The organism is Microvirga guangxiensis, from assembly GCF_900102135.1.
Lineage (GTDB): Bacteria > Pseudomonadota > Alphaproteobacteria > Rhizobiales > Beijerinckiaceae > Microvirga > Microvirga guangxiensis.
Genome location: NZ_FMVJ01000006.1, coordinates 222041 through 243007, shown reverse-complemented (window position 1 = coordinate 243007; position 20967 = coordinate 222041). Strand labels below are relative to the sequence as shown.

Annotated in this window: 25 protein-coding genes and 1 tRNA gene; 19 read left to right on the top strand and 7 right to left on the bottom strand. The window is 57.9% G+C overall.

Going from position 1 to position 20967, the window contains the following annotated elements:
• Positions 1-116 precede the first annotated feature (116 nt).
• Positions 117-1100 carry a septal ring lytic transglycosylase RlpA family protein gene (locus BLP10_RS12135; protein ID WP_091135080.1) on the bottom strand — a complete coding sequence of 328 codons (984 nt, stop codon included), beginning with the start codon at positions 1098-1100 and terminating at the stop codon, positions 117-119.
• Between the two features lie 423 nt (positions 1101-1523).
• Between BLP10_RS12135 and BLP10_RS12130 the strand changes: the two genes are divergently transcribed.
• Both BLP10_RS12130 and BLP10_RS12125 read left to right on the top strand, forming a co-directional pair.
• Positions 1524-1613 (top strand) — tRNA-Ser (locus BLP10_RS12130).
• Between the two features lie 265 nt (positions 1614-1878).
• The gene (locus BLP10_RS12125) at positions 1879-2712 is read left to right on the top strand and encodes a universal stress protein (protein WP_091135078.1); all 834 of its coding nucleotides are present in this window, start codon (positions 1879-1881) and stop codon (positions 2710-2712) included.
• 122 nt (positions 2713-2834) lie between these two features.
• On the opposite strand, the gene BLP10_RS12120 is transcribed toward BLP10_RS12125, so the two are convergent.
• Positions 2835-3674 carry a universal stress protein gene (locus BLP10_RS12120; RefSeq protein WP_091134732.1) on the bottom strand — a complete coding sequence of 280 codons (840 nt, stop codon included), beginning with the start codon at positions 3672-3674 and terminating at the stop codon, positions 2835-2837.
• A gap of 298 nt (positions 3675-3972) precedes the next feature.
• On the opposite strand from BLP10_RS12120, the gene BLP10_RS12115 reads away from it, so the two are divergent.
• The 9 genes from BLP10_RS12115 (at position 3973) to BLP10_RS23375 (ending at position 10048) form a co-directional block, all read left to right on the top strand.
• On the top strand, positions 3973-4311 hold the full coding sequence (locus tag BLP10_RS12115) for a response regulator (protein ID WP_091134731.1): 339 nt from the start codon (positions 3973-3975) through the stop codon (positions 4309-4311).
• Between the two features lie 66 nt (positions 4312-4377).
• The gene (locus BLP10_RS12110; RefSeq protein WP_091134726.1) at positions 4378-4926 is read left to right on the top strand and encodes a sigma-70 family RNA polymerase sigma factor; all 549 of its coding nucleotides are present in this window, start codon (positions 4378-4380) and stop codon (positions 4924-4926) included.
• A complete protein-coding gene (locus BLP10_RS12105) occupies positions 4919-5680 on the top strand; it encodes an anti-sigma factor family protein (protein WP_091134724.1) in 762 nt (253 codons plus the stop codon). Before BLP10_RS12110 ends, BLP10_RS12105 begins: the two co-directional genes overlap by 8 nt.
• Positions 5681-5699: 19 nt before the next feature.
• Positions 5700-6416, top strand: coding sequence for a Bax inhibitor-1/YccA family protein (locus tag BLP10_RS12100; protein ID WP_091134723.1), 717 nt, complete (start codon positions 5700-5702; stop codon positions 6414-6416).
• Positions 6417-6447: 31 nt separating this feature from the next.
• Positions 6448-7029 (top strand): DUF2076 domain-containing protein, encoded by a 582-nt coding sequence (locus tag BLP10_RS12095; RefSeq protein ID WP_091134716.1) that lies wholly within the window; start codon positions 6448-6450, stop codon positions 7027-7029.
• Positions 7030-7147: 118 nt separating this feature from the next.
• Positions 7148-7633 (top strand): PRC-barrel domain-containing protein, encoded by a 486-nt coding sequence (locus tag BLP10_RS12090; protein ID WP_091134714.1) that lies wholly within the window; start codon positions 7148-7150, stop codon positions 7631-7633.
• An 81-nt stretch (positions 7634-7714) separates the two neighbouring features.
• A complete protein-coding gene (locus tag BLP10_RS12085; RefSeq protein ID WP_091134712.1) occupies positions 7715-8383 on the top strand; it encodes an exopolysaccharide biosynthesis protein in 669 nt (222 codons plus the stop codon).
• A 382-nt stretch (positions 8384-8765) separates the two neighbouring features.
• Positions 8766-9521, top strand: a complete 756-nt coding sequence (locus BLP10_RS12080; RefSeq protein ID WP_091134710.1) for a TerC family protein — start codon at positions 8766-8768, stop codon at positions 9519-9521.
• 83 nt (positions 9522-9604) lie between these two features.
• Positions 9605-10048, top strand: a complete 444-nt coding sequence (locus BLP10_RS23375) for a 4-aminobutyrate aminotransferase (RefSeq protein WP_139165489.1) — start codon at positions 9605-9607, stop codon at positions 10046-10048.
• Positions 10049-10226: 178 nt separating this feature from the next.
• Here BLP10_RS23375 and BLP10_RS23180 read toward each other — a convergent pair whose 3' ends face one another.
• The gene (locus tag BLP10_RS23180) at positions 10227-10373 is read right to left on the bottom strand and encodes a hypothetical protein (RefSeq protein ID WP_175493897.1); all 147 of its coding nucleotides are present in this window, start codon (positions 10371-10373) and stop codon (positions 10227-10229) included.
• Between the two features lie 566 nt (positions 10374-10939).
• Between BLP10_RS23180 and BLP10_RS12070 the strand changes: the two genes are divergently transcribed.
• The 7 genes from BLP10_RS12070 to BLP10_RS12040 all read left to right on the top strand — a co-directional run bounded on the left by BLP10_RS12070 (position 10940) and on the right by BLP10_RS12040 (position 15099).
• Positions 10940-11149 carry a cold-shock protein gene (locus tag BLP10_RS12070; RefSeq protein ID WP_091134706.1) on the top strand — a complete coding sequence of 70 codons (210 nt, stop codon included), beginning with the start codon at positions 10940-10942 and terminating at the stop codon, positions 11147-11149.
• A gap of 97 nt (positions 11150-11246) precedes the next feature.
• The gene (gene infA / locus BLP10_RS12065) at positions 11247-11525 is read left to right on the top strand and encodes a translation initiation factor IF-1 (RefSeq protein WP_091134704.1); all 279 of its coding nucleotides are present in this window, start codon (positions 11247-11249) and stop codon (positions 11523-11525) included.
• A 43-nt stretch (positions 11526-11568) separates the two neighbouring features.
• Positions 11569-11832: a hypothetical protein gene (locus BLP10_RS12060; RefSeq protein ID WP_091134702.1), complete on the top strand. Its 264-nt coding sequence runs from the start codon at positions 11569-11571 to the stop codon at positions 11830-11832.
• A 533-nt stretch (positions 11833-12365) separates the two neighbouring features.
• Positions 12366-12566, top strand: coding sequence for a hypothetical protein (locus tag BLP10_RS12055; RefSeq protein WP_091134700.1), 201 nt, complete (start codon positions 12366-12368; stop codon positions 12564-12566).
• 55 nt (positions 12567-12621) lie between these two features.
• Positions 12622-12816, top strand: coding sequence for a hypothetical protein (locus tag BLP10_RS12050; protein ID WP_091134698.1), 195 nt, complete (start codon positions 12622-12624; stop codon positions 12814-12816).
• A 70-nt stretch (positions 12817-12886) separates the two neighbouring features.
• Positions 12887-13177, top strand: a complete 291-nt coding sequence (gene rpsU / locus BLP10_RS12045) for a 30S ribosomal protein S21 (RefSeq protein ID WP_091134696.1) — start codon at positions 12887-12889, stop codon at positions 13175-13177.
• A gap of 821 nt (positions 13178-13998) precedes the next feature.
• The gene (locus tag BLP10_RS12040; RefSeq protein ID WP_342026113.1) at positions 13999-15099 is read left to right on the top strand and encodes an alpha/beta hydrolase; all 1101 of its coding nucleotides are present in this window, start codon (positions 13999-14001) and stop codon (positions 15097-15099) included.
• A gap of 51 nt (positions 15100-15150) precedes the next feature.
• Here BLP10_RS12040 and BLP10_RS12035 read toward each other — a convergent pair whose 3' ends face one another.
• The gene (locus BLP10_RS12035) at positions 15151-16965 is read right to left on the bottom strand and encodes an ABC transporter ATP-binding protein (RefSeq protein WP_175493895.1); all 1815 of its coding nucleotides are present in this window, start codon (positions 16963-16965) and stop codon (positions 15151-15153) included.
• Positions 16966-17417: 452 nt separating this feature from the next.
• Between BLP10_RS12035 and BLP10_RS23950 the strand changes: the two genes are divergently transcribed.
• A complete protein-coding gene (locus BLP10_RS23950; protein ID WP_091135074.1) occupies positions 17418-18431 on the top strand; it encodes a sensor domain-containing diguanylate cyclase in 1014 nt (337 codons plus the stop codon).
• Between the two features lie 145 nt (positions 18432-18576).
• Here the strand turns inward: BLP10_RS23950 and BLP10_RS12025 are convergent, their stop codons facing one another.
• The 3 genes from BLP10_RS12025 to BLP10_RS12015 all read right to left on the bottom strand — a co-directional run bounded on the left by BLP10_RS12025 (position 18577) and on the right by BLP10_RS12015 (position 20960).
• Positions 18577-19425, bottom strand: a complete 849-nt coding sequence (locus BLP10_RS12025; protein ID WP_139165487.1) for a cytochrome c oxidase assembly protein — start codon at positions 19423-19425, stop codon at positions 18577-18579.
• Between the two features lie 143 nt (positions 19426-19568).
• Positions 19569-20012 carry a transglycosylase SLT domain-containing protein gene (locus BLP10_RS12020; protein ID WP_425286953.1) on the bottom strand — a complete coding sequence of 148 codons (444 nt, stop codon included), beginning with the start codon at positions 20010-20012 and terminating at the stop codon, positions 19569-19571.
• 195 nt (positions 20013-20207) lie between these two features.
• Positions 20208-20960, bottom strand: coding sequence for an SDR family NAD(P)-dependent oxidoreductase (locus BLP10_RS12015; protein WP_091134689.1), 753 nt, complete (start codon positions 20958-20960; stop codon positions 20208-20210).
• Positions 20961-20967: the final 7 nt, after the last annotated feature.

The following is a 20967-nucleotide window of genomic DNA, read 5'->3' as shown; positions in this document are numbered from 1 at the left end:
CGGTAAGAGAGCCTGAATCTGTATCGCGTCAATGACAAATCAACGTTACGTTAAGATAAGCTGTGTGCCGTCGTACGCCGAGCCAGGGGGAATGTCGGTCGCCCCCTTTCCGGCTCCTACCGAAGCACGAACTTCGACTGGTTCATCGTGTTGAAGCTGCCAGTCTTCTGAAAGCCGTTGTGGGCAGGCTCAGGCGACGAATAATACATGCCTGCAACCACAGGGCGGGATGACGGCAGAGCCTTCGGCGCAGCGGAGCTCATTGTCATCCCAGGGGTACTGGCACCCGGAATGGTACCAAGATCGAACGGACGCTCGGGCGGAAGCGGAACGTTGTTACGGACAGGAACCGTCGATGAGGCCAATTGCTGAGAAACAGCGGGGGCGGTCTCAAACTCGGCTTCGGCTTGGTCTTCAGCCTCATAATTGTTGATGCCGATGGCTTGGCGCGGTGCGGCGGCGGCACGCGGCGCTGCCTGAGCGATCATGGTCGGGGTTCCATTGGTCAGGCTTGCGGGCTGACCATCCGTGCGAAGGCTGGCGAGAAGGATTCGGTCGTCGCTGCCATTCGTCGAGGCGCGGCCGACATATTCAACACGAACCTTAGCCGTACCCTGCCGATGGAAGCCAAGAGCAGAGGCCGCGCGTTCGGAAACATCGATCACGCGGTTCCCATGGAACGGACCGCGGTCGTTGACGCGGACGATCATGGAATGGCCGTTCTGAAGATTGGTGACGCGCGCATAGCTGGGAAGCGGCATGGTCGTATGGGCAGCGGCGATCGAATCGCGATCGAAGATCTCGCCATTCGCGGTCATCCGACCATGGAAGCTGGCCCCATACCAGGAAGCGAGCCCTTCGACCGGACGGGGCGTTTCAGACGGGACGTAAGTACGGCCGGCAATCGTGTATGGCTTACCCACCATGTTGCGCCCGCCGCCTTTCGGAACGGGCTGGCCGTTAGCAACGACCCGTGGGCTTGGAGCAACGCCATATTTGGAATCGACGCCGCCCCGAACGTTCGAGGAGCAGTTTGCAACGGTCAGGGCAAGGGCTGCGACACCAGCAACACGAATGAAAACTTGGCCTTTGGAAGACATGAAGCCAGTCAGGCCGCTTGCTGCGTCAGCGCGTTCACAATGCATGTTATTCTGCATCCCCTTATGAGCACTTGCATGGTGCGCCAGAACTTACCCAGACAGCCAACCAAAGTGCTTTTATCGCCTTAAAAGGAAGTTAAACGGCCTCGCTTGTCAATCGCAAAGCTACCAAATTATTAACAGTATATCCCTGAACAGAAATAATCAGTAAAACCAGTTATTTATCCAAGAGATCCCATTCGCAATGCAGAGCCTTAGAAAAGCATCATAGGTTTATAAGCCTGCCCTTTGTTGGCCGGCAATGCCATTATCTCCCTTCTGAAGACAGCTACTGCATGGAGGGAAGTTGACGGCGGCACCTTTGCAGCCTTACACAACCGTACATCAATGAGCCGAGCCTGGACATGGCTTGCGATCTATATCGGAGAGGTGGCCGAGTGGTTTAAGGCAGCGGTCTTGAAAACCGCCGTGGGTGCAAGCCCACCGTGGGTTCGAATCCCACCCTCTCCGCCACTACTTTGCTTTAACCTGCTGCCTTTCCCTAACTGCGAGATCTGGCCCGCCGGAAGCCAAAGGGATAGCCCAGGATCGGACGGTGGCGCTACAGCATCGCCATCACGGTAGAGAACGGCGACTATCGACCCGCTCTCAAATCTTCAGATGCTTATATCTCGTGCTTAAGTCCTTGCTCCTCCTTGAGTGGCATATCAAATGCGAGGCGTTAAACTTAATTGATTCAAGTGCTTACGAATTCATCGGCGCCAAGGCGGAATTGCCCTTGAACAATATCAAGAATCTTCTGATCGGCTTTACGGAAGAAGCCGATGCTACATCCGCAGCGCTCACCTATGGGCTGTCCCTGGCGCGAGAGGCTGGGGCCCATGCCACGGCCCTGTCGGCTTCTGTCAAGCTCGTACTGACCCATGCGGTCGCGAGCAGGATGGCAGCAGGACTTGTGGCAGGAGAGAACCAACGTGTGAAAGAGCTTGCAGAGGCGGCAGCTGAGAGTGCCCGCCATCAGGCAAATCTGGAAGGGGTTCCCTGCACCGTCGAGAGCGTCCAGCTGCAGTATGCTGAGCTTGTCGGGAGGTTTACCGCCTTGTCTCGGGTGCACGACCTCACAGTGGTTGATGCCGACCCGGAAATCCTGACGATGGATCGAACGCTCATCGAGCAAGCACTTTTCGCCAGCGGCCGACCGGTGATCGTCGTCCCGCGGAGCGTGAATACTTTCGCAGCTGGGCGGATCATCGTCGCCTGGGATGGAACTCCCAAAGCGGTACGCGCCCTCAACGACGCTCTGCCATTCCTGCGGGAGGCCGAACAAGTAGACCTCGTGAGCGTATCGGGCGAGAAAGATCTGACAAACTCCGTTCCAGGCGCCGAGGTGGCACCGCATCTGGCGCGTCATGGCGTCAATGTGAATGTGGTGAACCTGTCTGCCCAGCAGGCGGATGTAGCCGAGACGCTCCGCAACCATGCGGCGCTGACCCAGGCAGATATGATCGTGATGGGCGCCTATGCTCATTCGCGTTTGCGTCAACTCGTGCTCGGTGGAGTAACGCAGTCACTTCTTAAGGCGTCTCCGGTTCCGCTGTTCCTGTCTTACTGATTTGTCCAGTCCACCATGCTCTGGTCATGATCAAAGCCAGGGCATGGATAGTTGAATTCAGCAAGTTTTCGGCAATGCATAAGCAGTCATCCGAGGGCGTCTCATGTCCTATAACTAGCCAACTAGTTCGCCATCAGGATTGGCAGACTCAAAGAACGCTCAAAGATACCCCGTGTCGCACTGCCAAAGATCAGACGTCGCAGGGCCGAATGGGCATAAGCACCCATCGCGAGGAGGTCGACGTCATGAGCCCGGGCGGCCTCGAGCAGGGCATCGGCCACATTTCCTTGGCCACGCTGCACAGGCGCAAACTGCGTCTGCACGCCGTGACGGGACAGATGATGACAGAGCTCTATGCCAGATCGGCCGCGCTGGAAGGCCTTGTCATCGGTGACATGAGCGACAACGACCTCACGGGCAGCCTGAAGGAATGGCATCGCGGCCGTGACGGCATGTACGGCGGCAGGCGTCGCATCCCAAGCCACCATCACTTTGTCATTCCCAAGAGTGGATGAGGTGGGCGGGATGAGGAGTAGCGGTCGGCCGGTCTCAAACAAGGCCGTCTCGACCATAAGGCGGGTTTCTCCCTCCAGGGCTCCGTTGACACCGATGATCCCGAGAGCGCGTACCCTGAGATAATCCGCAAAGACCTGTCCTACTTGATACGAGAATGCAGGCTCGATCACGACCTCGTGCCGAATGCCTCCTGCCTCAGCCGCGGCGGAAACAGCATGAGCAAGGCGTTGGGCCTGGTGGCGCGAACGCTCATTGAATTCCTGCCGAAGACGCTCGTCCGCTTCACTGGTTGCCGACGGGTTGTCGAGGCTGCTGAGCCGAACCTCGGAGATGAGGGCTGTGACGTAGGCTCCTTGATGCTTTGCCAAGTCGAACGCCAGTTTGACCCCATGATCGGGGCCATCGCCGTGGGGCGGGACGTGGACGACGAGATCCTGGATATTCATGAGCCCTCCTGTTGCGGCACTGCCCGCACGTAGAATGATCTATCTCCTATGCGCGTCTGTTTCCAGACTGAGGAAGGCGGCAGAAAAGTTTCAGGATTGACGAAAGGTCCAATCTCACAGGATCTTCCCACGATCAGAAACCCGATATTGCTCCTCTTGCAGGGGACATTCTCATTGCTTACTTCAGAGCTTGCCTTGGGGTCCGGGCCCCTCTGGCGAGCGGGTCGCCGCTCGCGATGTCGGACACCTTCTCTTGCCCTTGCGCCAACGAGCGCGACCGCAACTGGAGGATCCGATCTTGGATTCCGCTTCTTCCAGCCTCTCCATCCTCGTTGTCGAGGAGGATTTAGAACTACGCCCGCAGATTGTGCTCGCCCTCAGACAGGCCAGCTGTGAGGCGATTCTAGCCTCTTCCAGCGAGGACGCCTTCGATCTGATCGCAGTGGCCGATTCTGACGGTCTCTACTGCGCGATCGACTCCCCGGCAAAATCGATGGTTGGGAAGTCGGCACCACCTTCAGCTTTATCTGGCTCGCTGCGTCACTGCATTTTCCTGCGCAAGTCCTTCGCCATGGATTGGTTCATCCGAGTCTTTGATCTGGCGCCGTCACCGCGCGCCAGGCAGCAACTGGCATGACCGAAGCAGTATCAAAATTCCGAATGGCGTTGGGATTAGCCTTTCAAGCAGCTCCGTATACCTCGCATGAACGACACTAAAGGCACTGACGTTATCGGCCTGCTTGGACCCTTGCGGCGCTATGCCCGATCACTGACGCGCGACGAGACCCAGGCAGAGGATCTGGTTCAGGACACTCTTGTCCGCGCCTACGAGCGGCGGAGCTCTTTCCGCGCGGGCGGCAACCTGCGCGGCTGGCTTCTATCGATCCTGCACAACACCTTCGTCGATGGCCGACGCCGTCAAGCGGCGGAGGCACGCCGGGCGCGGCAGGCTGCCGAACTGACTGATGACGTCTCTCCCGCCGAGCAGGAAAGCCGAGTGCAACTTCAGCAGGTCCAAGCGGCCTTCATGACGCTGCCGGACGAGCAGCGTGCCGCTCTGCATCTGGTGGCTGTCGAAGGCCTGTCATACCAAGAGGCCGCGACCGCGCTGAATATCCCGGTCGGCACCCTCATGTCGCGCCTGGGCCGCGCACGCGCAGCCTTGCGGGGCTTCGAGGCAGGGAGCGACGTATCGCAGCCGTCTCAGCATAGGCGCCCAACCCTGCGCGTCGTCGGAGGATCCGATGTCTGACCCCATTACCGAAGCGGACCTTCTCGCCTACGTCGATGAACAGCTCGACCCGGCCCGACGGATCGAGGTGGAAGAGCATCTTGCCCACAACCCGCAAGCCGCCGTGCGAGTCATGGCCGATCTGAAGGATCGCGATGCCCTGCGCCTGCTCCATGCGGTACCCCTGCCCCGCCCTGCCGAGCGCTTGCTGGCGGCGGCTGGCCGACTTGAGCGGGCTCTCGGCTGGCAAGGGTTATGGCTGAAGCTACGCCGGGTCGCCGCCGTCGTGACCCTCGTTGGCTTCGGTTGGTTTGCTCACGGTCAGGTTGGCTTGGGTATCAGCGATAGTGAGGCATCGCCCAAGCCGCCCGCCTTCGTGGAGGATGCCTTGCACTCACATGAGACCAGCCTGCTGCGAGCCCGCATGGTTTCGCAGCCTGAGGTCGAGGATTACGATCCAGCTGAGATTCTGGCCGAAACCGGCATCAGATTGCCCCCCTTGCCAAAAACCTGGCAGGTGCGGGACGCCCAGATCTTTCCATCTCGCTACGGCCACAGCATCGAGATTGCCATCGATGCAGGCGATCTCGGCCGGGTTTCGCTCTTCGCCGCCCAGGCTCCTGCCTTCGACGTCATCGCCCCCATGCCGGCCCGCTTCGAGAAGGCGACGGCGGTGTACTGGCAGACAGGCCACCTTGCCTATGCGCTGACCGGAACCGGCAGCGAAAAAGCCCTTGAGCGGGCAGCTATCCGGCTGTCCCGCAAGCTTCAGTAAACTCTAGGAGACCTCACCGATGAACACACCCTATGCCTGGCAGACCACCACGGCGCCTACAAGCAGCGCCCTCTTCGACGAGGGCCTGCGCCAGCACATGCTTCGCGTCTACAACACCATGGGCCTTGGCCTTGTGGTAACAGGCCTCGTCGCTTTCTTCGTCGCCTCGACCCCGGCGCTCTACGTGCCCATCTTCCAGACACCGCTCAAGTGGGTGGTGATGCTGGCGCCACTGGCCTTCATCTTCTTCTTCTCGTTTCGCATGGAACGGATGACGGCCGCATCCGCACGCACTGCCTTCTTCGCCTTTTCGGCAGTCATGGGCCTCTCACTCGCATCGGTGTTCCTGGTGTTCACAGGCGCAAGCATCGCTCGCACCTTCTTCATCACCGCCGCCATGTTCGGCGCCACCAGCCTCTACGGCTATACCACCAAGCGCGATCTCTCGAAGTTCGGGTCGTTCCTGGTCATGGGCCTGATCGGCGTCATCATCGCCTCGATCGTAAACATATTTCTCGTATCGAGCGCGCTGCAGTTCGCCATCTCGATCATCGGCGTGCTCGTGTTCACGGGCCTGACTGCCTACGACACACAGACCATCAAGGAGCAATATGCCGAGGGCTTCGGGCATGAGGCCAACAACAAACTGGCCGTATTCGGCGCGCTCTCGCTCTACCTGAACTTCATCAATCTGTTCCAGCTGCTCCTCAGCCTCACCGGGCAGCGGGAAGAGTAAGCCACGTCCATTGCAGAAAGGATATATTTACATGGACCATCAAGACCGTCAGGCCATTGAGCAGCTCTTCGGCAAGATCGCGCAGGTCGAGCGTCAATCGACAGCACCGGATGCCCAAGCGGCGGAATTTATCCGCTCACAGCTCAACCAGCAGCCTAATGCTCCGTACTACATGGCTCAGACCATCGTCGTTCAGGAGCAGGCATTGAGCGCCGCTCATGGCCGCATCCAGCAGCTGGAACAGGAACTCGCTAGCCGTCCCGCGGGCGGAGGAGGCTTCCTGTCAGGTCTCTTTGGAGGCGGGCAGCAGCCCCGGCCCCAGCCGCATCAGCAACCCATGCACGGCATGCAGCACCATATGGGCCCAGGCACAGGCCCCATGGGCGGCATGGCCCCTGGCATGGCGCCCCGAGCAGGCGGCTTCCTGGCCGGTGCTGCGCAAACCGCCATGGGTGTGGCCGGCGGCGTACTGCTGGGCAATATGATTGCCAATGCCTTCTCTGGCAGCAGTGAGGCCAACGCGGCGGAGGCCGGCCAGCCCGAGCCGCAGCAGGCCGCTGCTGAAGACTTTGGCGACGCTGGCGGCGACTTCGGCTTCGAAGAAGATATCTGATGCCGGGAAGAGGTCGCTCTAAGCAATAGACCGCTTAGGCGCTTCCGAAATGGCTTAAGCATTGCGCTTCTGCCGGTGTATCGCGCCGGCAGAAACGTCTGCATTTAAGGAGTGAAAAATGACCCTTCCAGCCCTCGCCCTTGCGGCTGGCGCAATCATTGCATCGCCGCCGTTGGTCGCGGCGCAGACGTCCCTCTTACACGATACGCCCCCGGGCGTTTTCATATCGGCTGTGCCTGTCAGCGCCACCGGCTCCACGACCGGCATGGCGACGTTCAGAACAGTAACGCGGATTCTCACCGTCGATGCTCTGGGAAATATGGATGTCGTCAGCAGGGACGGGAAAGCGGTGGGTAGCATCGACGGGGTGGTTGAGTGCAATACTGATAAGAAGCGGCTTGTCCTGATCGAGCGCGGTGGTTTGCTGGGACTTGGCGCCAAAACGATTGCGCTTCCGCTGGATAACATCGCCATTCAAAGCGGAAAGGTAACCCTGCACAATCTGGATATAGCCCAACTCGACGGAATGCCAGAGTTCAGAGAGGACGACACTGCGTTCCGCAAACTGAGCGACATCCAGCAGATCACGTTGCTGCAGTTGTAATCCCCATTCTGCGGTAGAACTGACAAAATCTTGATCGATGCCCAGTCGCTCTAATTCACCCGAAACCCTATAGGCAAACTCATGCCCGCCCCCTCAAGTAGTTTCTCCACCGTCGTGCCACCGGACGACGATGTGGAGTCCCGACAACGGTTCTCTGAGGTTTTGAGCGACCTCTCCAGCCGCCCCAGTGCGGCAATCAGGATTGGCGATGTGCTTGAAGCATTCGGCGACCGTGCGTTCGGCGCCCTGATGCTCCTGTTTGCTGCTCCCAACGTGCTTCCGCTTCCTCCCGGTATGTCAGCTGTTCTCGGCGCGCCTCTTCTGTTCGTCACGGCTCAGCTGATGCTCGGACGCCCTACCCTGTGGATGCCGCGCTTTATTCGTGAGCGGTCGATCTCCCGTGATTTTTTCACCCTGCTGACGACAAAGCTCAGCCCCATCCTGCACAGGACGGAGCGCTTCCTCCGCCCTCGTCTCGGTGCATTGCTTCATCCCCTCCCAGAGCGCATCGTTGGCGCCGTCTGCCTGATGCTGGCCATTATCTTGTTCCTGCCAATCCCGTTCGGAAACATGCCCCCTGCCTTTGCGATCTCCGTCTTTGCTTTAGGCATTCTTGAGCGGGATGGGCTTGCCACACTCATCGGCTGGCTCGCCGCCATCGGTAGCCTGCTGATCCTCGCGGTGATCTCATCGGCCATCTTCGCCGGCATCAATGCCTTTCTCGACCAGCTGTGGGTTATCCTCGGATGAGGAAGTTGAAAATGAACCCTGCAGCCACACCTTCGATCATCTTGGAGGAAGGAACAGCTCCGCTTATGGGTCGAAGTCCATGCAGAAAAGACCTCGTCAATTCCCGTCGGGAGCGGCCGGGATTCTGGGCTCAGAATGAGCCGCCGGCTGCTGGACAAATAGGCCCGAAGACCACCCCCGGCCGCAGAGATCGGCCCTGCACCCTTCTACGACCTAGGATAGGCTTTCGCCAGCTTTCGCATGCGAGAAAGCGGCGACGCAGAGCCTTATACGGCGCTGCCCTCGGGCCTACGAAACGTAACTGGCTGCCCCAAAAACTAGACACTCCCGCGGCTCATCCGCGAACGAAATCCTCCTGATCATAGATCGAAAGGGACCCTTGATGGACTTCTCCTGGATAACCGATCCGGCTGCTCTGGTGGCGCTGGCGACCCTCGTTGTGATGGAAGTGGTGCTCGGCATCGACAACCTGATCTTCATCTCCATCCTGACCAACAAGCTGCCTGAGCATCAGCGCTCGAAGGCGAGACGCATCGGCATCGGCATGGCGCTCATCCTGCGCCTGGGATTGCTGGGCACCATCGCCATCATCGTCACGCTCACGGAGCCGGTGTTCAGCGTGTTCGGGCATGCCTTCTCTTGGCGAGACCTGATCCTCATTGGCGGTGGTCTATTCCTGGTCTGGAAAGCGACCAAGGAAATCCACCACAACGTGGACCCTACCCCCACCGATGATGTCTTCGACACCGCCAAAGCTACCATGACCTTTGGATCGGCAATTACCCAGATCCTGCTGCTCGATCTCGTGTTCTCTCTCGACAGCATCATCACGGCAGTGGGCATGACGGATCATGTCGCGATCATGGTGATCGCCGTGATCGTGGCCGTGACGGCGATGCTTCTGGCGGCCAATCCACTGGCTCAGTTCATTAACAACAACCCGACGGTCGTGATGTTGGCCCTGGGCTTCCTTTTGATGATCGGCACGACCTTGATCGCGGAAGGCTTCGGTGCACACGTTCCGAAGGGCTACATCTATGCCGCCATGGCGTTCTCGGCCCTGATCGAAGGTCTCAACATGCTCTCTCGCCGAGCCGCCCGGCGCAAGACAGTCGGATCCGCTGACCGGAAACACTGAATAACAAGCGCAACGAGGCCGTTGTAAGATGGCCTCGTTGCGCTCCGAGATTATTCTTAGAAAGGAATTCATGAATGGTCCCCGTGAAATCCCTCGTCGTTGCGTCTATCGGTGCTGTCATGCTGGCTGTGTGTAATGGCGCCGCTTGGGCCCAGAGCAACAGCGCCTTCCGGAGTGCAGAGGTTGTTGCTGGGAAGCAAGAGCGTCTTGGGGTCTATGGTAACGTGCAAAAGGACTGCACATCCGGGCCGTTGCCTACGATCCGAGTTCTGACCCCGCCGAGGAATGGCGAGTTGAACGTGCGCAATGGGAAACTCAAAGCGGGCAGGATCACCCGCTGTCCGAAGTTGGAGGCCACTGCGCAAGGTATCTTCTACAAGGCGAAACCTGCCTACAAAGGCACTGACGAGATCGCCTACGAGGTCCGGTCTGCCAGCGGCAAAGTGGAGAGCCACACGGTCAAAATCACCGTAAAGGATGCGCAAGCGCCCGACAGCGCCAAGCCGGGGCAGGATGCAGAGCTCTGACAGGCGTTGATCTCTGTTAGAATACGCAATCTGTTGAGACCGAAGACGCTGGCTCCAGGGATAAGCGCCAGCGCAGTTATCTGCCAACATCCCGATACATAGTTAGGTGTACGTAGAGACCGAGAACAGGCTCGGTCTCATATTCATATGCACGATGAGAGATCGTGCCGGTCGGCGGTTAACCGATCATTTCAAGCACAATCTGGCGGACTTCTTCTCGAGACAAGCCGGTCGGCTGCGGCTTGGGTTCAGTCTTCGCCTGTGGGGCAGCCTTTGCAGATAGAGGCTTCTTTTTAGAGAGCGAGGTTTGATTGGATGTCGTCATAGAAATTCCTTTGGCCGCTCTGGCTAAAGCACAGGCAGCAGTGTCGGTTTCGACTCAATGCAGGGAATGCAAGGGTCGATAAAGGTCCGCCTAGGTAGGCGGACCATGGAGATAACAATCGTGGGAACGGAAAGCAGGCTCGGCGCTCGATCAGAGCAAAGGAGAGCAGCCCGAACATGTCGGATCGAATGAACCTAATATGGGGCACAAATTCGAACAGTGCAAGAACATTCCAGAATTGGAGAGGAAATGTCTTAGATCTAGCGCCCACGAGGGGACAAAATATTTCAAATATTTCAGGGAATTTCGCTTGTCGCCGGCTAAATTATCGGTGGGATATTTGTAAAGCGCCGCAACTATTTTCGCGGAATGCCTTGTAATCGCCCCAATAGGGCTCTAGGTATTCCTTCATCGACATTTGGCCGGACAATCGGGCCGTTACGCCTTGGCATGCCAGGCGCACGTTCAGACACTCTCCCAAACATCGACGAACCCGAGACTGAGGTCGTGCTCTCGCACGCCTTCGGGCTCACGTGCACTGACGCATAGACTACAAGGATATTCCCATGATTTCGGGCACCGTAAAATTCTATAACGACCAAAAAGGCTTCGGCTTCATCCAGCCTGACAACGGCGAGAAGGACGTGTTCGTCCACGCTACCGCTCTTGAGCGCGCCGGCATCCGTGGCCTTCGCGAAGGCCAGAAGGTTACCTTCGACACGGCTGAAGATCGCCGTTCCGGCAAGGTCGCCGTCAATAACATCCAGACGGCGTAAATCTCCGTCTCTCCAGCAAGCGGCATGGTGCGCCATGCCGCTTGGCAAAGCCGCCCCTCAGGAGCGGCTTTTTTGTTTTCAGCAAAGGATTTCCGTTATGGCCAAAGAAGAATTGATCACTTTCGAAGGCGAAGTCGTCGAGATCCTGCCGGATGCTCGCTATCGCGTGAAGCTGGAAAGCGGGCACGAGATTGTTGCCTACACAGCCGGCAAGATGAAGAAGAACCGCATCAAGACGCTCGCGGGCGACCGCGTCACCGTCGAGATGTCGCCTTACGATCTCGATAAGGGTCGTCTTATCTTTCGCCATAAAGACAGCGGTTCGGGTGCTCCCCGCCCGGCAGGCGCGCGCCGTCCGCAGTTTCGGCGCCGTTAATCAATGTACTGGCTGAGAATCATCAGCCGCACAAAGGTTCAATATGCCTGAAAAAACTTGGACGTTCGAAGCTGGCGATTTGGTACCGGACTGGCTCATGCGTCAGACCAACTGTGTTCTGCGGTTCGGACGTGACGCGATTGTTGTCGAAAGCAACAGTGAGTTCCAGATCTACCCTGCTACCGCTATGAACGAAGAGGACACGATGGTCCTGGCCGAGATTATCGACCAGGAAGTCGACGCTGAAGTGGAGCATACCCTCCCAATCAAGGCTCATACTTCTCCCCGGATGAGGTCTCTCAACTGAGACCTCTCCCACTTGCTCATCCCGTATTCCAATGAGCTCGGTCCATTGAACTTACTGAAGCCTTCGGGGGCAGAGCTTGCCTTGCGGTTTTCGATGCCCCGGCGACAAGGGCACAGTCGAACAGCACCTGGATCCAAAATAAGAGCACTCCCGTCAGTTTTCGAAGATATCGACAGGAAGCAAAAGGTATATGCCGCTATAACGCCTTGAAATTTCATCATATTGATCCTATTTAATATTATCGACTTGGTTTGGGCATACGGTCCAACCCATCTTCGCGACTAAGTGCCTTCCTCTCCAGGTATTGAGAAACACGGAAGTGTCGTCTCATCGCAATTGAGCGCTTTGCTCTAAGCGAATCTGTTGAGGGACAGGGAGTTTCGCTCAATACCTTCGTCAATAAGCGGTCTGGGGCGACCGTCTTGGATGACATTGAAGCGGCCTACAACGAACTGAAGCACCGCCATTAACCCGCTTGCCTGCCGGAGCGGTTTCCTCATTTTTTAGACGGCAGGCACATCAGTGAGGTTCCAATGAGCATGTTCCGGAAAAGCACACCTGCAAAATCGGTGATTTTCGCTGTCAATTTCGACGATGCCCGTACCGCCTATCTGTGGATCGACGATCTTGCGAAGGCTAACGACAATCGGGCAGTCAACCAGATCGCACGCGCTCAGCAGGAAAATGGCTCCCTGCCGGAAGGCACAATCTCCAGCATCAAGCGTGTTAGGTAAGCGAAATATCCGGCTTTACTGAGCCGGTTCAATCACTCATTCAGGAAAGTTCTCCATGTCTCACAAGTTCAAAATCAAACAGATGGTCCGGATGAAGCAGCCCGGAGTGTCTGATGCGCGCCTCAACTCAGCGAATGTTTATGAAATCATCCGCCTGATGCCCGCAGATCAAACTGGAGAGCTTTCGTATCGAATTAGATCTGGAGCGCTCGAGAGAGCTGTCCGCGAGAGCGAGATCCGCGACGCCTAAGCAACCTTTGCTCGCGCTTGCAGAAGAGCAACGCGTCATCCCTTATTAGTTAAAAGAAATAGGACATCCTTTGCAGGTTTTTGTCAGAGACAACAATGTCGATCAGGCTCTCAGAGCGCTCAAGAAGAAGATGCAGCGTGAAGGCATCTTTCGCGAGATGAAGGCGCGGAAGGCGTATGAGAAGCCGTCAGAGAGAAAAACCCGCGAGAAAGCAGAAGCTGTGCGCCGTGCGCGCAAACTTACCCGTAAGCAGGCCATTCGTGACGGCTTGATCGCTGCACCCAAGCGCCCTGCCCGCGATGTGCGTGGCCCTGGCCGAGGCGCACGCGCAAGTGCGCCGTCTGCTCCTAGCGCAAGATAGGCACGTTTAGTTCAGGCCTCCTCCATTCGGCTGTGAAGCCTGACTATAATCATTGCAAAGTCCGCGAAGCCGTCTGTCTCTACCAAGAAAATGTTCAGAGCTCTTCAAGCTCGCACACTCAGTAATCATGGGATGCCCGACATCAGCGCTGCCGGTGTCGGACGAGAGTAACGATCGCGCCGATTATAAGAGCCAAAAAGATTATAATCCCGACTGCTTCGAGCAGGGTTTCCGCTCTCGCCGCGCCAGAAGATGGCGCTTCAATGCTTTCTCCCGGCAAAGTTGGAACAGCGGGAGGCCGGCCGAGGGTTTGCGGCTCCATGGTGATCTCTTTAGCTCAACAGGTTCGCGGGTCACTCCGGTAAGCATCCACACCTAAGACAGAATCTCTATGGACCTCGTGGGTTTCTCTCTGCTCCCGGGAATTCTGGATGACCTTGCGTCTCTAAGGCGCCTAGGAAATAACCCTCCCCATCCCCGCAGCTTCAGATGAAACCCTGAAACTTGACGGCTTGGTGATGGCACGCTTGGTGCGAGGCGAGGATGCAAGCGAGCTATTCCCCAGCCTCTCCGCAATCGGGCTTGCATTCGAATGCGGCATTCGAGACAAAAGGACTTGCGCGGTCCCGAAACCGAAATGGGTTCAGAAGGCCGGTGGGGGCTTAACGATGTGGCTAGTGGCGAACCGAACCTGCGCATGGAAATTCTCGATATGCCGTGCGGCTTGCATGAGCCTGGTTTTGTTATTGCCTGCCTGTGCTGAGCTGCGTGGAACCTTGTTGCCTGTCGAGGATACGGCTCCTGGGACAAGCCGAGTCGACATGCTGGTCACCACCACCCGCATGCAGGCGACCGACCCAGCCGAGTTCTTCTCGGGCGATAGAGGTCCGCAGCTCTCGTTTGCGGAGTTCACCGTTTCCATTCCTCCAGAAGCAAATCGTAAACAGGGCGATGTCCAATGGCCACGTAGCGTGCCGGGCAATCCGGCCACAGACTTCGTGACCCTCAAGGCAGATATAATCGACCGCGCGCAAGCATTAGCATGGGTCAAGCGCACAACCCGGCAGGTTCCCAGGCGCCATGTGCTGGTGTTCATTCACGGCTTTAATAACCGCTTCGATGATGCGGTTTTCCGCTTCGCTCAGATCGTACACGATGCAGGCACGCCTGTGGCGCCTGTGCTCTTTACCTGGCCATCCCGCGGCAGTGTGCTTGCCTATGGCTATGACCGGGAGAGTAACACCTACTCACGCAACGCGCTGGAAGCGACACTGCGTACGCTCGCTCGGTCTCCCGACGTCGGAGAAATCTCGATCCTCGCGCATTCCATGGGCAACTGGGTAACGCTTGAAGCATTGCGGCAGATGGCAATCCGTGACGGCAATGTCGCGCCCAAGATCAAGAACGTCCTGCTTGCAGCGCCCGACGTGGATGTCGGCCTGTTCCGCGAGGCGATTATGGATATGGGAAAAAACCGACCTGGCTTCACGCTTTTCGTGTCGCAGGACGATCGGGCGTTGGCGATCTCTCGCCGAATATGGGGGGATTCCATCCGGCTCGGCGCAATCGATCCGGAACAGGAGCCATATCGCAGCCAGATGGAGCAGGCAGGCATCACGGTGCTTAACCTGTCCAAACTTCAATCGGGCGATCCGCTGAACCACAGCAAATACGCCGAAAGCCCCGAAGTTGTGCGCATCATCGGGCGGGAATTGGCAGAGGGCCAGATATTGACCGATTCCCGCGTCGGCGTGGGCGACCGTATCATCCAAGTCACGACAGGAGCCGCCGCAGCGGTCGGGACAGCTGCTGGGCTTGCCGTCTCCGCCCCGGTTGCGGTTGTCGATCCGCAGACTCGAGCGAACTTCAGAGGGCATGTCGATAGTCTGGGACAGTCCGTCTCGGGGGCTGTCTCTCCCTGACTTGATCCTCTCCGGCAATGGCTGCCAGAGACGCAGGCTTATGGCCGAGCTTTACTCCGCCATAAGCCTCATCGGCTTGACACCTGCAAAATCCAGCCCTTGGTGCGCGCAAAGACGGCGATAGAGTCCGCCTCTATGATAGAGGCTGTCGTGGTCGCCCTCTTCCACGATCCGCCCTTTCTCGAATACAAGAATTCTGTCGAGACTACGCACGGTGGAAAGTCGGTGAGCAATGACGATGGAGGTACGTCCCACCATCAGCCGCTCCATTGCCTGCTGGATCTGGACCTCCAGCTCCGAGTCGAGGGCCGAGGTTGCCTCATCCAAGATGAGGACCGGCGCGTCGGCGAGAAACGCCCGCGCGATGGCCACGCGCTGGCGCTCGCCACCGGAGAGCTTCACGCCGCGTTCGCCGACGAGGGTTGCATAGCCCTTCGGCAGATTGCAGATGAAATCATGCGCATTGGCAAGACGAGCGGCTCGCTCGATCTCATCCATGCTCGCACAGGGCTTGGCGTAGGCAATGTTTTCTGCGAGCGAACGGTGAAACAGGATCGGCTCCTGCTGCACAATCGCGATTTGCGAACGCAGGGACGACTGGCGCACATTGGCAATGTTCTGCCCATCGATGCGGATCTCACCGCCATTCACGTCGTAAAGGCGTTGGATCAGCTTGACGAGCGTGGTCTTGCCGGAACCGGATGGCCCGACTAGGCCCACGCGCTCGCCGGCGTGGATGGTAAGCGACAGGTCCTCATAGAGCGGCGTGTCGTGGCCCGCATAATGAAAGGTCACGCGGTCGAACTCCACCTCCCCGCGTTCGATCCGGATCGCACCTGCGCCAGGACGATCGAAAACACCAATCTTCTCACCTGTGATGGCGACCAACTCCTCCATATCGTTCACGGAGCGACGCAGATTGTTGATGTGCATGCCGACGTCACGCAGGTAGCCGTGGATCACGAAGTAAGTGGTGAGTACATACGCCAGATCGCCCGGTGTCGCACGGTTGTTCCACCATAGCCAAATGGCCGTGCCGATAATGGCGACACGGATGCCGAGCAGCGCGATGAACTGGACCGTGCCGCTGTTGGTGCCCCGTTGCCAGACGCGACGGGTACGGCTCTGCCACTTGCCGATGACCCGAGTGAGGCGGGCATCCTCCCGGCTCTCCGCTCCGAAGGCCTTGACCACGGGATTACAGCTCAGCGCATCCGCCAAGGTGCCGCCCATACGGGTATCCCAGTCGTTTGCGAGCCGGGCTGCCGGAGCTACATAACGGGTGGCCAGTAAACCCGTCATCACGATGTAAGCCAGTGAACTCAGCCCAATGACGAGCCCCATGATGGGCCAGCGCAGGCCAAGCACAACCATGGAGCCTGCAAGCACCGTGAGCGAAGGCAACAAAGCAAGAAGGAGCGTATCGTGCATAAGATCGAGCGCCCACATACCGCGCGTGATCTTGCGTACGGTGGAACCCGCGAAACTGTTGGCATGCCAATCCGTGGAGAAACGCTGCACACGTGCGAAAGCATCCTGCGCGACGCGTCCCATGATGCGTAAGGTCAGCTCCACGATGCCGTAGAAGGCGAAATGGCGCATCACGATCGTGACAAAGCCGAGACCTGTCATGATCGCGAAGGCAACGAGAGCTGCGTTCAGGGCATCCTGGCGGCCTCCGCCAGCGGCGATGGCATCCACCAGACGGCCCGCGAAGACAGGCATGAAGACATCCGCAAGTGTGGATGTCATGATCGTGGCGATAACGAGCGTTACATAGCGGGGCTCGTCACGCCAGTGTCGGAAAGTGAATCTCAATACGTCGCGGGTAGCATCACCGCGCTTGGTTTGTTTCATCATAGGCATGAACAGGCTGCGCCTGGGCGCGCCTCTCCTGAAAACGTGTGCAAGCAGCGCAGAGGCCATGCCAAAAGGCCAACAGCTGCTCGATCAACGAAAATGATAAGAAGACTTATGCATGCGGGACCGGGTGTCCCGCGAAACCGGATCTAGCGCCCGGGCGCGGGAGGTATGTTCAGCAAGCGTTTCACAGCCATGCAGCCCTCCCTCTCTCAAACTAAGCCTACCGGAAGATAATTCAGTTGCTTCAACTTGGCAATCGCATGATTGTTTCACCAGGCTCAAAGACTTTTCCAGAACCCGCTTATGCAGGCGGATTAAGGCCAAGGCGCTTTAAAGCAGGATTTTCGGGTTCTGCCCCAGCCCCTGAATAACGATCGAGCAGCCTTTGAAAGCCTGGATAAACTCGCTAAGGATGGCGAGAAACCAGTGTTTTGCTGCCTGACAGGACGCCTAACGTGTTTGCCGTGCCCCAGCCGCCATCCAATGAAAACGAGCGGCTCGATTTCATTTTCTCCTGCGGAATCCTCGACACGCCACGTGACGAGCGGTTTGATCGGATCACACGACTTGCTTCTCATTTTTACGAAGCCGATGCGGCTTTCCTTGGCTTCATCGACGACAGATACCAATGGATGAAATCCATTCATGGCGAAGGTATAGCCCCATGGATAGAGCGCGACCGGTCCATTTGCCAGATCGTGATCTCGTCCGGGGAGCCCCTTGTCGTAAGCGATATGAAGACTGACTCTAGGCTCAGAGGGCACCCTGTCGTACCCCTTCTCCCCTTCCATTTCTACGCCGGCGTCCCGCTTCTGACAGAGAATGGGGCCGCGGTTGCCTCGCTATGCATCCTAAAGCGTGAACCACAACCCTTGGACAGGTTCAATCTGTCTCCCTTGAAGGATCTTGGCGAGATCGCAATGGATGAACTCGAGCTATGGCGCCACAATCGGGATTTAAAGCGCGCAGCCGAGAGAGATGGATTGACCGACTTGGCTAACCGCCGGGCCTTCGATGCTGCCCTCGATGAAGCCTGGCAGAACTTTCAACGTACGCAGCAGCCGCTGTCCCTGCTGATGCTGGACCTCGATCATTTCAAGGCCCTCAACGATCACGCAGGCCACCAAGCCGGCGATGAAGCTCTCCGACAGTTTGCACGCATTCTGTCGGATGCGGCGCATCGGCCCATTGATCTGGCGGCCCGCTATGGTGGCGAAGAATTCGCCCTGATCCTCCCGAATATGGACCACGCAGGCGCCTTGGAGATTGCCTGGAGGATCAAGACGTCTCTTGAAGAGGCAGGCATCCCACACCCCGTTGGCATTGCTGGACGCCTCACGGTGAGCGTTGGGTTGGCCACCCTCCCGCCTGGTAGTACAGACCGCATTGAGATGCTGGTTGCTCGCGCAGACAGCGCTCTCTATCGGGCCAAGCGTCAAGGCCGTGATCGGATTATTGTCGAGAAATAATACGGTTCTTGTGATGAAGGTCTGGTCGAGATGTATATGCCCTATCGCAAAACCCGAGAGCTGATTCCGAACCAGCTCTCAGGCTTTTCGGCATTGATGAAGAGCCAGCACGCGACCGGATTCGGACAGTGTAGTGCTGGATCGGCTATGGTTTATACAGCTTCGTGCCATCTGCTTGCACAGACAATGCCCGAAGCCATGCTCCAAAAGCGACCACGCCTATCACCGTGAACAGCGTCCCTCCGGGCACCCACATGATGAGCCCGCCGAGCTGCTGATCCTCCACAGGTGAAAGCCCCCAGGGCCAAGTCGTCCCAAAATGTGAGCTGAAGAGCGGACGAGGCGCTGACGTCAGAAGGGCACTCAGGAGGCTCATCTGCACCGTAGTCCCGAAACCCACCAGCAGTGCAATGGAGATGCAACCCAAGCGCTCGAACAAGGCATACCATAGAAGCAGCGCCGTTCCGAAGATAGTGAGGTGCATTGCCCAGTAAGCGAGATCGCTCTGAAGCGTGAGATCATATGGTCCGGGCAGATGCCAAACCCAGAGAGAGATTGCGAAACTGACTGTCGCAATGGCCGGAAGAGCACCACTTTGTAGAGAAATGTTGGCCGGCGCGCGATTGGGGAGCAGCCGCAAGAGAACTTCCCCGGGACGCCCAAGAACGACCAATGGAGCTGCAATCAGCGTCAGGACCATATGCTGGGTGACCCGGGCTGAAAACAAGGCAACGCTGAGGTTACACAGGGGCGAGATCAACGCAGCCGCGACAAGGATCCAACCGACATAGAAGCATGACTGCCGGTATCTGTCTGGCCTCTCCTGTTTGCGGCGCCCCAGGGCATATAAGGCGATAACGCCGCTCATGATTGCGATGAGCGCAGGGTCCGTGTTCCAGGTCAGCTGACCGGGAACGGGGGGAGAGCCGCAATAAGGTATGTATGGGGTGGCTGACATGCGGGGCTCGGCGCTGAGAAAGATGGCATCGACCAACGTGCCGCCTAAGACCAATGTTCCCGCGAGTGAGTTATCGAAGCACGGTCTGAGCTAAGAGAAAGAACGGCGACTCCACCAGCCCGACGGTTAGGGCATGGGCGCCTCGTTCCGCAGATCAATCAGCGTCAGTATGCGCAACCTCAACGTGCTGCTTCAGCGGAGGCAGACGAGATTGATCCGGTAGCGATAGGATCGCTCATCGCCGTCCGGAGCTGTCCCAGAAGGCCCTTCCGCTTGGCCACATAATAATAGCCACCCGCATAAAGGGCGACAGCTCGATCATGATTCCCGCCAGCCACCCGGTAAGCGTTGGCAAGATAGGCGACCGCATAGGTGAGATTGGTATTGGCGTCGAGCAAGCCTGATGCGGAGCCCCTATAGCCCATGCCGCGTGCCGTGGCATGGCTGATCTGCATGAGGCCATAATAAATGCGGTTCGTCGCACGGGGATTGTAACCGCTCTCCCGCCTGATGACTCGATGTATCAAAGCCTCGGGCACACCATAGGCCTTGGCGTGCTGGGAAACGAGAGTATCGATGGTGGCGCGGTCTGAAGCGGCTGCGGGCAAGGTAAAGGCGACCATTGCGCAGCCGAGGGCGAGACGAGCGATCATGGCATCCCCTTTGTTTGAAGGGTATTTTCAGATCAAACGTGGCGATAACGCGTCAGCTTGGCTGTAAGGCCGGATGGATTTTCCTGGGTTTCGGCTGAAAGCTCTTGTAGGCAACAAAAAAGCCGGCGTCTGGCACCGGCTTTTTATTTCGCTATAGGTCCGGCATTACACCCAACCACCATCCACCATGTATGTTTGGGCCGACATGGCACTGGAATCGTCCGAGCCCAGGAAAAGCGCCATATTCGCAATGTCCTGGGGCACGAGCTTGCGTTTCACGCATTGACGCTTGAGCAGCTCCTTCTCGCTTTCAGGAGTGAGCCAGAGGTCTATCTGGCGCTGGGTCATAATCCAGCCCGGCACGAGGCAATTCACACGGATGTTCTTGGGGCCGAGTTCGCGAGCGAGTGCGCGTGTGAGCCCAACGACTGCCGATTTTGCCGTCTTGTAGGCAGCGAAGGAATCGTCGCTCACCATGTAACTGGTCGAGCCCATGTTGATGATGGAACCGCCTCCGGCCTTCTCCATATCAGGCAGAACAGCCTGAGCTGCGAAAAATTGGTGATCGAGGTTCGTCGCGAAGCGCTCACGCCAATATTCCGGCGTCACCTGATCGATGGTGTGACGGTCGTCTCGCGCAGCATTGTTGACGAGGATAGTGATGGGGCCAAGCCTCTCGCTCGCTCGACGGATTGCAGCTTGCAGAGCTGGCACATCACGCACGTCGTTGTGCTCAAAATGCACACGCTCACCAAGCTCCTTCACCAGGGCCTCACCGGCCTCGGCATTGTAGTCGAGGATAGCGACCCTGCTTCCTTGCGCATGGAACGACCGTGCGATGCTCTCACCGATGCCGCTCGCACCTCCGGTGATGAGAACCACTTTGTCTTTCAAGGAACCGTAAATCGTCTGAGACATGGAACTC